Source organism: Bacillus cereus group sp. N31 (genome assembly GCF_016483245.1).
GTDB classification, from domain to species: domain Bacteria; phylum Bacillota; class Bacilli; order Bacillales; family Bacillaceae_G; genus Bacillus_A; species Bacillus_A toyonensis.
Window position 1 is genome coordinate 42827 of record NZ_JAEHCH010000026.1, and the last position, 14520, is coordinate 57346.

The following is a 14520-nucleotide window of genomic DNA, read 5'->3' on the forward strand; positions in this document are numbered from 1 at the left end:
CCTTCACTATGCCTAAAGAAAACCCAAACGATCGGCTTGGTAAATTAATCAAAAAGCTTTTAAAAGAACGTGCCTTATCCATGCGCCAACTAGGAATACTTACAGATATTGATCCAGCAACAATCTCAAGAATTATGAATGGTAAACAACAACCAAAACAAAAACATCTACAAAAATTTGCAGAATGTCTGCAAGTTCCGCCTCAATTGTTATTTGATGAAATGTATCCTAATTCTCCTCACATAAATAAAGAAAAGACGGATATGTATACATCTCTTGATACAATTCAGCAAACTTTACAATCCTCTAACTTATTCGACTTCGATTACACAACAACTCGCGTAAAACAAGAACTTGAAACTTATGAACGCTATGCTCAAACAACAGAAGGTGAAAAACGTATTCATGAAAGTTTTTCGAGCAAGTTAGAACAGATTGATAGTGCAGGCCCTTTCATTGAACAATTAACAGATATGTATCAACAATTTTGTAATGAAACCATTTCAAAAGAAGAACGTGCAATTCTTGGGGGTGCATTACTGTATTTCATTTTATCGACCGACATTATACCCGACTATCTCTTTCCAATTGGCTATTTAGATGATGCAATTGCTGTTGAATTAGCAAAAGAGAAATTAATTGAACTAAAACGAAAGACATAGAAAAATAAAGTAAAACTTTAATCAGTAGGGGTTTTGTTCATCCCCCACTGATTATTAGCCTTCACCAATCGGGGTTTTATGGGCCGTTGATCTCCCACCCAACTTCTTGGCTTTCCCTGAATTTTGAGATGGGGGGCTTACTGCCCAGCGAATAACGGGATAAAAAACTATTTCAGCTGTTGTTTAAGTTCAACTCTGAAATAGTTCACTAAAAAATCGTACAAGTTGCAGACCCGTACGATTTCAATATACAAATCTATTTTTTCGTATGACACCATTCATATATGAACGCCGTTATTACTTTTGTAAATTCAATTAACTGTTCAACTTCAACTTTCTCATTTACAGAATGGGCCTCTTCTAGTGTACCTGGCCCATAAATAATGGCTGGGATATGAAATTCACTAAACCACCCACCATCCGTTACTGTTGCAGACATATCTAAAATTGCATTTTTAGATAAAATAGATTCATGTACCGCACTAAGAGTTTTTACAGCTGCATGTTCACTATCTACTTCTAAAGAAGGAAAAATTTCACCACGATCCACAATCATCGACTCTCCGCCCCACTTAAATTGCGGTGGATTTTCACTTAACCATGGATCAGCAGCTGCTACTTTTCTTATATACGCTTCTATTTCTTCTATTATTTGTTCATGCGTTTCGTTTGGATAGAAGTGTACTGTTATCCACAATCGGCACTCGTCAGCAATAAACGCTGCATGCCGGCCACCTTCAATAACAGCTGGATTAATTGTTGTTGTTCCCGATGGATAGCCTTCATACGTTTTCATGACTGCCCAGTGGCGCTCCAGTTCTTGTAAGCTTTGCACAATTTTCATCATTTTTTCAATTGCACTCGCTCCAAATAGACGTCCTCCGGCATGAATCATTTGTCTACGTGTTGCATCATGAAACGTTCGCGGGCTTTTCACAGTAATCCATCCAGTAATTACGCCCCCCTGTCCTTGCATATGTAAATTGCTCGTATCCACTACGACTGCAAAATCAGCATCATAACCACGTTTACAACATTGAAGTGTTCCTGCTTCTCCTACTTCTTCTCCAATTACTGATTGAAATATTAGATCACCCGGCAATTCAATTCCCGCTTCTTCTAAAAGCTGAATAGCAAATAAGGATCCAGCTAATCCACCTTTCATATCTGCCGCGCCTCTTCCAACTAACCAGTCGTCTTTTATAAACGGCTCAAACGGATTTGTTTCCCATGCCTCATCTATCGACACTTCAGCTACATCCATATGTCCATTAATAATAAGACTTTTATATGTCCCGCTTTCCGTCCCTTTTTTTACACCAACAACGTTCGGGTCATTCGGATATACATCCCATTTATCAATACTAAAATTTCGTTTTCTTAGAAAATCTGCAACAAATTCTTGTGCTTCATTTGTATTTCTCGCTGGTGGCGCTGGTGTTTCAAAACGAATTAATGTTTTTGTAAGTTCGAGCAATTCCTCTTTCCTTGAATCTATTTGTTTTAACAACTGCGAAATTTCTGGATTCATCGCTAATTCCCCTTTGCATACGTAGTATGTTTCCAGCTTTATTTTCACAAAAAAAGAGACTGTTTACAATTTTACAGTCTCTAAATGACTCACTATTATAAAGTGAAACTATAATCAGTGGGGAGGTTCATCCCCCACTGATTATTAGCCTTCACCAATCGGGCATTTACGGGCAGTTTATCTCCGGCCGAATTTTGAAGTGGAGTTTTACTGCCCGTTAATGCGGGGTAAACTTTCTAATTCAGTTGTGTTTGTCTTTTCAATATGTTCTACGCTACTTCTCTTATTTCTGGTAGCGCGATAAAACAGTAAACAAACAATCATAAATGGAATACCACAATATAAAGCCATTCTTTGTTCAGGAATAAAAGCCATGCCAACAATTACTGTTAAATTTAATACTAACGCAAGAAGTGGAACAAATGGATACAATGGTGTTTTAAATTTCAAATCCTTAATATCCCCGCCCTGCTTTACGTATGTCCTTCTAGCTAATAAGTTAGATAAAGCAATCGATGCCCAAACTAATATTGCTCCGAACCCTGCAATTGAAAGAAGCCATAAATAAACTGTATCTTCCGCATAAATACCTGATAATAATGAGAGGCATCCTACAATCGTGCTTACAATCAACGCATAAATAGGAACACCGTTTTTAGATAACTTACCAAAAATCGGGCTAATCATTCCTTGATTAGACATAGACCATAGCATACGGGAAGTTGCATATAATCCTGAATTCGCAACCGATAGTACCGCTGTAATAATAACAAAATTTATAATATCAGCCGCATAAGGAATACCAATTTTATCAAATACGACTACGAATGGGCTTTCTATCACGCCTGCTTGCTGCCAAGGAAATAGTCCCGCAAGAATAAAAATAGATAGTACAAAGAAAACGAGTATGCGCCAAACTGTATTATTAATTGCCTTCGGGATCGTTTTCTCTGGATTTTCACTCTCACCAGCTGCAATTCCAACTAGTTCTGTTCCTTGGAAAGAAAAATTAACTGCAATCATCGTAATTAAAATTGCTGATAATCCATTTGGAAACAACCCTCCATAATCAGTAAAACTAGAAAACATCGGTGCTGGTTCGTTTCCTTTCATATCTAGAAAACCGAACATTGCTGCCCCGCCCAAAATAATAAATGCAATGATTGTAATTACTTTAATACTTGCAAACCAAAATTCAACTTCCGCAAAACTTCTTGAAGATAACGCATTAATAGCAAAGAGCAGTACTGCGAATACTACACACCAAATCCATGACGATACATCAGGAAACCAGCGTTTCATCAAAATACTAACTGCAATTAATTCAATGCCTATCGTAGCAGACCAGTTTAGCCACGACATCCAGCCGACTACATAACCCGCTGCAGGGGAAATATGCTTTGTAGCATACGTTTGATAAGATCCTGCATCAGGCATTGCGACCGCTAACTCTCCTAGACAGAGCATCGTTAAATACATAACAAATCCGCCAACAAGATACGCTACAATCGCTCCTCCAGGTCCAGCTTCATGAATTGTATAACCAGATCCTAAAAAAAGACCCGTACCAATAACCCCTCCGAGTGCAATCATAAATATGTGCCGACTTTTCAATTCCCTTTTTAACCCTTGGCTTTGATCCATCACATAAATCCCCCCTTTTCATTTTTTAAAACCCATTAATTGTAAGCGCTTTTAAAATTCTTCATCGTAAAATTAATTATTAAAAAGTGCAAAATACATATCACTTATATTAATCACTACCTGTTATTAAAAGGTCATCCCTTACTGTTATTAATAGTTTTTGATCAGCGATAGCTTGTCCTTCTACCACTTCTAAAGATTCGATATAACCACTGATGCCTACCTTAATTTCTACTTTCTGTTTATCTATCGTTTCAATTAACGCTAATTTCTCCCACTCATATACGTAAGAACTTTCAGTAACAAATAATTTCTCTACTTTCCCGTAACAAGGACTATATACGCCTTCTATAACCGTCTTCACTTAATAAATTCCTCCTCTTAATTAATTTGCACTGAAATGTCGCATACCCTATGAAAAGTTCTAATTCACCCACTCCTTCCATTTAAAGATTTCAATTATTATTTATGCAAGATACGTACCAACCTCAATATCTATATAAAAATTAAGATTTTGTACAAAAAAATCTACATAACCGCAAAATTTTTCTATCATTTAAAAAGTTTTAAAAGAAAATAGCAAAAAAATTTTGCGATTTTATGAGAATTTTAATAAAATTATAAAAAGTCAGTCTTCATAGGGTGAAACGAGGAGAAGATGATACATGCATACAGAAGAAATTAATTTCAAACAAATTATTGAAATGAATGCGCTATATGAAGCTTTACTCAATGAACTCGATATCGGGATTCATATTATTAATGAGGAAAGTAAAACGATTATCTATAACCGCAAAATGATGGAAATTGAATCAATGGACCGCTTAGATGTGCTATATAAAAGTCCCTTAGAGGTATTTGCATTTGAAGAAAATAAAAATAGTACTCTTATAGAGGCATTAAAATTTGGAAAAACAAAAAAAAATATAAAGCAAACGTATTTTAACAATAAAGGGCAAGAAATTACGACGATTAACGATACTTTCCCTATAATAGAAAATGGAAAAATTAAAGGCGCTATTGAAATTTCAAAAGAGATTAGTCACTTAAAGCAACCGATAAGAATGAGCCCTTCTCGAAAACAAAATACTAAATTCACCTTTGACCACATAATTGGTGATTCTGGAGCTATTCAATCAATCATTGCAGAAGGAAAGAGGGTAATTCGTACATCCTCATCTATACTTCTTGTAGGAGAAACAGGGACTGGCAAAGAACTATTTGCACAAAGTATACATAATGAAAGTCAGCGTTCAACAAAACCGTTTATTTCACAAAATTGTGCAGCTATACCTGATACCCTAATGGAAAGCTTATTATTTGGTACGAATCGAGGTGCCTTTACAGGAGCAATAGATAAATCTGGTTTATTTGAAGAAGCAAATGGTGGGACTTTGTTGTTAGATGAAATCAACTCATTAAGCCCAACGCTTCAAGCTAAGTTACTACGGGCTATACAAGAAAAAACAATACGAAGAATCGGAGGCGCACAAGAAAAAGAAATTGATGTTCGTATTATAGCAACTATTAATGAAGACCCTCTTGAAGCTATTGCACACAATCGGTTAAGAGAAGATTTATATTACCGATTAAGCGTCGTTACTTTATGTCTTCCACCTTTACGGGAACGAAAAGAAGATATTCCAGCTCTTGTTCAGCACTTTATCGAAAAGTACAATATTCAATTCGGGCTCAGCGTAACGGATGTAGATGTACATGTAAGAGAATTCTTTTATGTATACGATTGGCCCGGAAACGTACGAGAATTGGAACATATAATTGAAGGTTCAATGAACTTAATAGAAGATGAAAATATCATTACAGCGTTTCATATACCCACTCACTTTCGCGAACGAATAAAAAAAGAATTCAATATGCAACCTTCACTAACTAATTACAATGCTGATACACCTAAAACTTTAAAGCACACGATAGAAGAAATAGAAAAAAACTACATCACTCAAATTCTTAAAGAGAATAATGGTAATATCTCACAAGCAGCAAAATTTTTAGGATTGAGTAGACAAAACTTACAATATCGAATTAAAAAACTTCATTTACAAATATGAAATGAACCTTTCTCCAATCGCAGAAAAATTGGTAAAATATGTTACACTAAACATATAACATGCTAGAAAGGGGCGATATATATGAGTAATGATAAAAAATTAAAGTTAATACAATACTTATACTTTTTCCCTACCATGCTCTGTATGATGTTACTCATTAATGCCGATGTAAGCAGCTCTCCTTATGCAAAGCTATTAGGAACAATTTTCGGCTCCTTTGCAGCTATTATGCTTGCTGCTTTTTGGAATTTGAAAATACGTATGAAGAAAGAGAAATCTTCTTAACAGCAAAACATAAAAAAATCGAGCCTACACAGCTCGATTTTTTACTGATTATTAAAACTCAACACTCTCCAAATACAAACCACTTGCCTCAGCAAGACAATTAATTTGATTGCGCTGTTTTTCCTCTAAAATATTCGGAATTGCTTCAGCATCTAATTGTCCTAATCCAACTTCAATTAATGCTCCAACAATTTTTCGCACCATATTATGAAGGAAGCCGTTACCACTTACTCTAATTTGTACAAATCCTGCCTCTTCAGAAACCTCAAGCGTATATACTTCTCGAACCATAGACTTTTTCTTAGATTTTGCATTTGAAAAAGCAGTAAAATCATGTGAACCAACTAAATGTTTCGCAGCTTTTTTCATGCTTTCCACATTTAATTTTTTATTCACGTGCATGCTGTGTTTACGCATGAATGGGTTCGTATGCTCTTCATTCCAAATCTTATAAAGATATGTTTTCGCCTTAGAGTTGTAACGAGCATGGAAACGATCTGGCACTTCTTCCACACTTGTAATACTAATATCATTTGGTAAATATTGATTTAAATACTTTTTCACTTTATGTTCCACTAACTTCTCATCACTCTTAAAGTTAGCCACTTGATTCAAAGCGTGTACACCAGCATCCGTTCTACTACAGCCGATAATTTCAATTTCTTTCCCGACCATTTCAGATATGACACTCTCAATTTTCCCTTGAATCGTATTATCATTATTACCGAGACGTTGCCACCCTTTATAACGCGCACCGTCATACTGAATCGTTAATTTATAATTGTGCATAGTATTCTCCTTCATAGAAAATATTCCCTCATATCGTGAGGGAATATGAATAAACTTTACTTTTTAACAAGTCTTACTACATTTTCTACATGAGCTGTATGTGGGAACATATCAACTGGCTGCACATATTCCACTTCATAACTCTTCATTAATGCATTCACATCACGTGCTAACGATGAAGGATTACAAGATACGTACACAACTCGTTTCGGCTGTACTTTTAAAATTGTTTCCAATAATTTATCATCGCAACCTGTACGTGGTGGATCGACAACAATTACATCTGGACGCCATCCTTCTTTTACCCACTTTGGTAACCATTGTTCAGCTTTACCTGCTTCATACTTCGTGTTTGTAAATCCGTGACGTTTCGCATTTTTTCTTGCGTCTGCAATCGCTTCTGGAATTACATCCATACCACGTACTTCCGCTGCATCATTCGCAAGCCAAAGACCAATTGTACCAACACCACAGTACGCATCTACAATTTTCTCATTCCCTGTTAAAGCAGCTGCTTTTTTCGCTTCATCATATAAAACAACCGTTTGCTCTGGATTCAGTTGGAAGAATGCACGTGCTGATAATTCAAATGATAAATCACCAAGTGTTTCTTGAATTACTTCTTTTCCAGCTAATTTAAATGTTTTGTCGCCAAAAATAACAGATGTTTTACGCCAGTTTACGTTTTGCATAATTGATTTAACAGCTGGCATCTGTTTTTGTACTTCTGCAATAAATTGTTCTTTATTTGGCAGTTCTTCTTTTGTTGTAATAAGTGTAACTTGTACTTCCCCTGTTTGAACTGCAGTACGTGTTACAATTGTGCGTACTAAACCTTTTTGTTTTTTCTCATTGTAAATAGAAACATTTAGTTTTTCTAATATACGTCTTACAACTTTTGTCGCTTCATTCGTTGCTTTATGTTGAATCATACAATGGGCAATATCAATTAACTGATGTGAGTTTTGTTTATATAACCCTGTAATAACTTTCTCGTCTTTACGCCCCACTTGTAATTGACTCTTATTACGATAATGCCATGGATTTTCCATGCCAAGCGTCGGACGAATTTTCTCTTCCATACTGTTTTTCATGTACTTCTCAAATGCTTGTACAACGATATCACGCTTTTGATTCAATTGTTCTTTATAATCTAAATGTTGTAGCTGACAGCCACCGCACTCCTCATATACTGGACATGGCGCTTTCACACGATGTGGTGAAGCTTTACGAACCTTTTTCACTTTCGCTTCAGCGAAGCCACGCTGAATTTTCGTTGTCTCAGCAACGACTTCTTCTCCTGGTAATGCCCCTGGAATGAAAACAACTTGTCTCTTAAAATAACCAACGCCTTCTCCGTTAATCCCAAGACGTTTAATTGTCACAGGAAACGTTTGACCAACTTCCAACTTACTCTCATGTTGCTTTTGTATCATGATTACACCTCTACTCTATACTTTTCCATAAATATAACGCTGCATAACTGCAGTATGGTTCACACTCTTGTTTCACGTTTTCTAAAAATGCATCATCAGGTTTATCATCTAATTGAAATACACCTTGCACTGCACGCTGAATCCCAATGTCCGCTTTCGGAAACATATTTTTCCGCCCAAGCCCAAACATTAAAAAGTTTTGCACTGTCCATGCACCAATTCCCCTAATTGGCAACAATTGTGCTGAAACTTCTTCTTCCGTCCCAGTTTCTATACTCGCTAAATCTAATGTACCACGGGCAATACGTTCTGCTAATCCTACTATATATTCAGCCTTTCGCTGACTAAACTTCTGCTCTCTCAATTCTTCTATTGAAATATTTGCTACTATTTCCGGAGTGGGGAAAAAGAATACACCATTCTTCTCTGTTCCATACCGTTTCACAAATTGTTCTGTTAGCACAGTAGCAAATTTCAAATTTATTTGTTGGTGAATGATACAGCGAAGAAGACAAGCAAAATAATCAAATTCTAAAATAATTGGAGTATAAGCATATGTTTCAAATAGTGGACGTAATGATGTGTTTAAAAAATGATTTTGTATATCTTGAAACGGTTCATTCCAATGAAAAATGGCCCTCATTCGTTTCATGACTTTCTCCGGATCTCCTGTCTGACTAGAAATCCAAAACTGTGGATTTTGAACAGTACCAATCCCTTGCAAGCGAACAACAACCTGTTCCTCGTCTATACAAAGCGGGACATAAATGACTTTCTCATCTAATTGAATGACGTTGAGAGGATCAAAAGATAAACGTTTTAATACTTCTTCAAAATGATACGGATACTCTAACGTAACATGTTCGCTCCACATACGTTTCCCCATCCTTTTTACACATCATTATAGCATGAGAAAACCGCAAGCATACATGCTTACGGTTGATTGCTTTTCACTAAGTCATCTAGACTTTTAAAATGATACCCTTTCTCGCGCAAATCATCAATGATTTTCGCAAGTGCTTCTGCATTATCTTTTGATATTGCATGAAGTAATAAAACAGATCCTGGATGAATCATCGTCATTACATTGTTATGCGCATATTGCCACCCTCTTTGCTGATCCACTTTCCAATCAAGAAATGCAAGTGACCAAAATACATTATAGTAGCCCATTTCTTTCGTAAGAGCTAATGTTCTTTCACTAAATACGCCGCGCGGAGGACGTACATATTTCACTTCTTTTTGCCCTGTTACTTTTTTTATTTCCTCTGTTACACTCGTTAATTCTTCACGAAGTTTTGCATCGTTTACTGCTGTAAAATCTGGGTGACTCCAAGAATGATTCCCAATAATATGCCCTTCATTTTTCATTCGTAACAACAAATCTTTTTGGGTTTTAATATAATGCCCTGTTACAAAGAACGTGGCTGGTACCTTCTTCTCTTTTAATACATCTAAAATTTGTCCTGTATAACCATTTTCATATCCATTATCAAATGTTAAATAAATATCTTTTTTCTTCGTATCCCCTAAATAAAATCCACCATTTTTTTGTAGTAATTCTGTATAAAGTTTCCCTGCATCTGGTACTGTTTCATTTTTAGGACGCGGAATTCCCCAGTTATGTGGAGTGTTTGTATAAGCCAATGTTGAAACTGGAACAAGTACCATCATAATTGAAAAAATGAGACCTATATATAACCATTTATATTTCATAAATAGTCTCCTTTCCATATATAATCGTACCTGTAGTTTCTGTTTCCCTGCTTTCTTTCATGCTGAACATGTTTTTCTATATATACCAAAAAAATGCACCTCGAATCATTCGAGGTGCATTTTTGTTTACTTAAATACTGGCTCTTTAAAGCTCGCTAATTTTTCAAGCGATGTTTTATCAACATCGGCATGCAAACTATTGCCATGAGAGTCCATCGTTACAACTGCTTTAAAACCTTCAATTCGTAAATGCCACATTGCTTCTGGAATACCAAATTGTAAGAAATCAACATCTTTCACTTCTTTAATACATTCCGCATAATATTGCGCAGCACCGCCAATTGCGTTTAAGTACACGCCGCCGTGTTCTTCTAATGCTGCTAATGTTTTTGCACCCATGCCGCCTTTACCAATTACAGCACGAATACCAAATTTCTTCATAATATCCCCTTGGTATGGCTCTTCACGAATACTTGTCGTTGGTCCTGCTGCTTTAATTTGCCAATTGTCATTCTCGTCTTTCACTACAACTGGACCACAGTGATAAATAACTTGTCCATTTAAGTCTACTGGACAATCGTTATCCATTAAATGTTTATGGATTGCATCACGACCTGTATACATCATGCCATTAATTGTTACAACATCACCAACGCGAAGTTCACGAATTTGCTCTTCTGTAATTGGTGCTTGCAATACAATTTCACGTTGCTCTGTTTTTTCTTGCACTTCTTGCTCCAGTGTATCGTCGCCTTCTTGATATAGCCAATCCATAATTTCTCCTGTTTCAGGATGGATTTTTACACCAAGGCGGCGATATGCCCAACAATTATACGCAACAGATACGTAGAAGCTAGCTGGTAGGCGATTATATACGCCAATTTTACAACCAAGTAAAGTTGTTTCTCCGCCGAATCCCATCGTACCAATGCCAAGCTTATTCGCATTTTCTAATACGTATTCTTCAAGTTTTTGTAACTCTGGTACAGGATTGATGTCATCTAATGTACGGAATAATTGATTTTTCGCTAATTCGTAACCTGATGTTCGGTCTCCCCCGATACCAACACCAATTACACCTGCACTACATCCTTGACCTTGTGCTTGATATACAGCATGAAGAAGGCATTTACGAATTCCTTCTAAATCACGGCCTGCGCGTCCAAGTCCTTCTAATTCACACGGTAAGCTATATTGAATATTTTTATTCTCACAACCGCCGCCCTTTAAAATTAAACGTGCATCAATATAATCTTTTTCCCATTGCTCAAACTTAATAACTGGTGTACCTGGTCCTAAATTGTTTCCACTATTGTCTCCAAAAAGAGAATCAACAGAGTTGGGACGAAGTTTACCATCTTTTGTCGCCCGCTCAAGCGCACTATAGATAGCTTCCTTCAGTTTTAATTGATTCACACCAACTGGTGTATAAATTTTAAAAGTTGGCATCCCTGTATCTTGGCAAATCGGCGAGATGTTATCATCTGCCATTTTAATGTTATTCGTAATTGTGCCAAGTGCCATCGCTGAACGAGTCCCTGCGTTTTCTCGCTCTTTCGCTTGTTGAATCGCACGACGAACATCTTTCGGTAAGTTCGTTGACGTTTCAACAACTAGTTGATACATGCTTTCTTGAAGCTTTTCCATTGTTACTTCCCCCTCAATTGTGAACGCTACCAAAACGTTACGAGATGAAAATTCCATCGTTATACTCTTCAGCCCTTTATTTATCCCGCATGAACGGGCAGTAAGACTCCCACCTCGAAATTTGACTAGAGCAAAGAAGTTAGGTTGGAGCCCTGCTGCCCGTAAACGCCCGATTGGTGAAGGCTAATAATCAGTGGGGAATAAACTTCCCCACTGATTAAAGTTTCACTTTATTTCATGCTATTAAAGTATAAATGAGATTTTTCACAACTTGATTATACCTTTTTTTCTATATTCCTTCTATTATCCGTACAGAAAAAGGCTACCAATTTTGTATTGGCAGCCTTTTTAATATATTATTCGTCTTTTTTAAATTGCTCACATTTTAATTCTAATTCATCTAACATCGCAAGAAGACGATCTACATCTTCTAACTCTACTTCTTCAGGTTCAATTGTATCAATTACTTCAATGAACATATTTAAACGCTCTTTTAAATATACTAATTGTGTATCTTTATCTTGAATTGCTTTTCCCATGAAGGCACTCTCCTTTTAATTCGAGTTGCTTTTATTATACCGCAAAAATGATTGCTATGGGCATGAAATTTCATCAATTTTGTCACGATTATCCGCTATAATGTAAGCCCTCTCTCTTTTTCCGCTAAAAAGTTTCACTTTATAAAAAGTACATATTCTTCTATTATAGAGAATGGACAAATTGTTATTTCAATAGTCAAAGGAGTATTTCATATGACGATATTACAAAAAATGAAGCCGATTACTCCTTCTTACGATCCATGGGAAGCGTATATGGACCTTGAAGAGTACGGCAAACTACTATTAACAAACGTTGAGTTTACAACGACAACGTTATGCAATATGCGTTGCGAGCATTGTGCTGTTGGTTACACATTACAGCCGAAAGATCCAAATCCGCTTCCGATGGAGCTTTTATTAAAACGATTAGATGAGATTCCTCATTTACGTTCTTTAAGTATTACTGGCGGAGAACCTATGCTTTCAAAGAAATCCGTCGACAACTATGTAACACCACTCTTAAAATACGCTCATGAACGAGGCGTTCGCACTCAAATCAACTCAAACTTAACTATAGATTTAGCACGTTACGAACAAATTATTCCTTATTTAGATGTGCTGCATATTTCTCATAACTGGGGAACAATTGATGACTTCGTTGAAGGCGGATTTGCAATGATGGAGCGTAAACCTACTTATGAACAACGTGCAAAATTATTCGAACGAATGATTACCAATAGTAAAGCTCTATCCGATGCAGGTGTACTCGTATCAGCTGAAACGATGTTAAACAAAAGAACTCTACCACACATTGAACATATTCATCGTCAAATCGTTGAGGAAATGGGTTGTAAACGTCATGAAGTGCATCCGATGTATCCAAGTGACTTCGCTAGCACACTTGAAATTTTAACAAAAGACGAAATTCGAAAAGCTATTGAACATTTATTAGAAATTCGTGACGAAAATGTATGGATGTTATTTGGAACATTACCTTTCTATGCATGTAGTGATGATGAACGCGATTTAGCTACATTTAAGAAATTACATGAAAGTAAAAATGTAACTGTACGTAATGATCCAGATGGCCGTTCTCGTTTAAATGTAAATATTTTCGATGGAAATATTATTGTGACGGACTTTGGTGATGTTCCGCTTCTAGGAAACATACAAACAAACACATTACAAGAAGCATATGAGAAATGGAGCGCTTCAAAAACAGCAAAATCATTAAGCTGTCATTGCCCTGCGGTGAAATGTCTTGGACCGAATGTTCTTGTAAAGAACAGCTACTATCCAACAGAAGATTTCTTATCAAAAAAATCAAACCTTATGTTATAAATAAAAACGTCAGCTTATATGGGCTGACGTTTTCTTATTTCATTGCGCATGCGACGAGGAAATAAATTTAAAAAACAAATGATCATGAATTGGAATAGCTGCTCCAATTCCTTGAGAGGTAACATTTTTTACAACAAGTCTTTTTTGATTTCCTTTTAAAACAAGGTACACTTCTCCAAACGTTACTTTTCCTTTTTCATTTACTGCTGGCGTATAAGCATATAAATATCCAAGTTGACTCGGACTAATATTATACACACGCTCATGTCCTGTACCATAACCAATGGTCGTTTTAAATGAAAGTGGCAACTGTACTTTTTCAAGCGCTTTTAGCAGCATCATTTTTTTCACATCTGTAGCATCTTTCATATCTGCTGTTAAATCGCCTTCAATCGTCTTTTGAGTTTCTTGCTTATAACGAAGTGGATATAAGCGATCTCCTCCTCGATTATCGTACACATTACGATTCACTTGTTTATATTCCCAATTAATCGATGTATCTACCGATTCATAATTTAAAGCCCATTGACCTAAATAAATTTTCGCGCGGTACCCTACTGCAAGCGGTGCATTTGAAATTGTCGTTTCATTAAACATCCGAATTAAGTCCGGATTTTCAATTTTAATATTTGCTGTTTTCAATAGTTCTTGAGCAAATTTACTAGGCTGCAAGCGCGGCAAATCTTGCGCATCGTTTGGAAACGTATTGTCTTTTGAAATATTTAAAACAGATGAAGGCATTTTTGTTTCTACCGTTGTCTTTGCAAAACTACTGTTAGGAAATAATAAAATAAACGAGACCATGGCTGAAAGACATATGCTGTATACTCGTTTCACCTGTCTGGCTCCTTCCTACATAAA

General features: G+C 36.2%; 14 protein-coding genes. 4 read left to right on the forward strand and 10 right to left on the reverse strand.

Annotated features, from left to right (window positions below):
- The first annotated feature begins 8 nt into the window (after positions 1-8).
- Positions 9-662 carry a DUF1232 domain-containing protein gene (locus tag JDS81_RS24545; protein ID WP_001123710.1) on the forward strand — a complete coding sequence of 218 codons (654 nt, stop codon included), beginning with the start codon at positions 9-11 and terminating at the stop codon, positions 660-662.
- Positions 663-918: 256 nt separating this feature from the next.
- On the opposite strand, the gene JDS81_RS24550 is transcribed toward JDS81_RS24545, so the two are convergent.
- The 3 genes from JDS81_RS24550 to JDS81_RS24560 all read right to left on the reverse strand — a co-directional run bounded on the left by JDS81_RS24550 (position 919) and on the right by JDS81_RS24560 (position 4201).
- Positions 919-2241: an acetylornithine deacetylase gene (locus JDS81_RS24550; protein WP_142311413.1), complete on the reverse strand. Its 1323-nt coding sequence runs from the start codon at positions 2239-2241 to the stop codon at positions 919-921.
- A 159-nt stretch (positions 2242-2400) separates the two neighbouring features.
- Positions 2401-3840, reverse strand: a complete 1440-nt coding sequence (locus tag JDS81_RS24555; protein ID WP_097954436.1) for an amino acid permease — start codon at positions 3838-3840, stop codon at positions 2401-2403.
- Positions 3841-3946: 106 nt separating this feature from the next.
- Positions 3947-4201: a biotin/lipoyl attachment domain-containing protein gene (locus JDS81_RS24560; protein WP_000859494.1), complete on the reverse strand. Its 255-nt coding sequence runs from the start codon at positions 4199-4201 to the stop codon at positions 3947-3949.
- Between the two features lie 301 nt (positions 4202-4502).
- Here JDS81_RS24560 and JDS81_RS24565 point away from each other — a divergent pair, with 301 nt between their 5' ends.
- Together JDS81_RS24565 and JDS81_RS24570 are read left to right on the forward strand one after the other, a co-directional pair.
- The gene (locus tag JDS81_RS24565; protein ID WP_097954435.1) at positions 4503-5906 is read left to right on the forward strand and encodes a sigma-54 interaction domain-containing protein; all 1404 of its coding nucleotides are present in this window, start codon (positions 4503-4505) and stop codon (positions 5904-5906) included.
- Positions 5907-5987: 81 nt separating this feature from the next.
- Positions 5988-6191 carry a hypothetical protein gene (locus JDS81_RS24570; RefSeq protein WP_097954434.1) on the forward strand — a complete coding sequence of 68 codons (204 nt, stop codon included), beginning with the start codon at positions 5988-5990 and terminating at the stop codon, positions 6189-6191.
- Between the two features lie 51 nt (positions 6192-6242).
- Here JDS81_RS24570 and truA read toward each other — a convergent pair whose 3' ends face one another.
- The 6 genes from truA to JDS81_RS24600 form a co-directional block, all read right to left on the reverse strand.
- Positions 6243-6980, reverse strand: a complete 738-nt coding sequence (truA, locus tag JDS81_RS24575) for a tRNA pseudouridine(38-40) synthase TruA (RefSeq protein ID WP_000553129.1) — start codon at positions 6978-6980, stop codon at positions 6243-6245.
- 56 nt (positions 6981-7036) lie between these two features.
- Entirely contained in the window at positions 7037-8416 is a 1380-nt protein-coding gene (gene rlmD / locus JDS81_RS24580; RefSeq protein ID WP_000615198.1) for a 23S rRNA (uracil(1939)-C(5))-methyltransferase RlmD, read from the reverse strand.
- Positions 8417-8426: 10 nt separating this feature from the next.
- The gene (locus tag JDS81_RS24585) at positions 8427-9290 is read right to left on the reverse strand and encodes a DNA-3-methyladenine glycosylase family protein (RefSeq protein WP_000269448.1); all 864 of its coding nucleotides are present in this window, start codon (positions 9288-9290) and stop codon (positions 8427-8429) included.
- 59 nt (positions 9291-9349) lie between these two features.
- Positions 9350-10132, reverse strand: coding sequence for a delta-lactam-biosynthetic de-N-acetylase (gene pdaA, locus JDS81_RS24590; protein WP_097954433.1), 783 nt, complete (start codon positions 10130-10132; stop codon positions 9350-9352).
- A gap of 126 nt (positions 10133-10258) precedes the next feature.
- Positions 10259-11779 carry a class I fumarate hydratase gene (gene fumA / locus JDS81_RS24595; protein WP_000413539.1) on the reverse strand — a complete coding sequence of 507 codons (1521 nt, stop codon included), beginning with the start codon at positions 11777-11779 and terminating at the stop codon, positions 10259-10261.
- 356 nt (positions 11780-12135) lie between these two features.
- Complete coding sequence (locus tag JDS81_RS24600; protein WP_000513558.1) at positions 12136-12318, reverse strand: SE1561 family protein; 183 nt, start codon at positions 12316-12318, stop codon at positions 12136-12138.
- Positions 12319-12531: 213 nt separating this feature from the next.
- Here JDS81_RS24600 and yfkAB point away from each other — a divergent pair, with 213 nt between their 5' ends.
- Positions 12532-13659, forward strand: coding sequence for a radical SAM/CxCxxxxC motif protein YfkAB (gene yfkAB, locus JDS81_RS24605; RefSeq protein ID WP_097954432.1), 1128 nt, complete (start codon positions 12532-12534; stop codon positions 13657-13659).
- A 39-nt stretch (positions 13660-13698) separates the two neighbouring features.
- On the opposite strand, the gene JDS81_RS24610 is transcribed toward yfkAB, so the two are convergent.
- Positions 13699-14496: a YfkD famly protein gene (locus JDS81_RS24610; protein WP_002093842.1), complete on the reverse strand. Its 798-nt coding sequence runs from the start codon at positions 14494-14496 to the stop codon at positions 13699-13701.
- Positions 14497-14520: the final 24 nt, after the last annotated feature.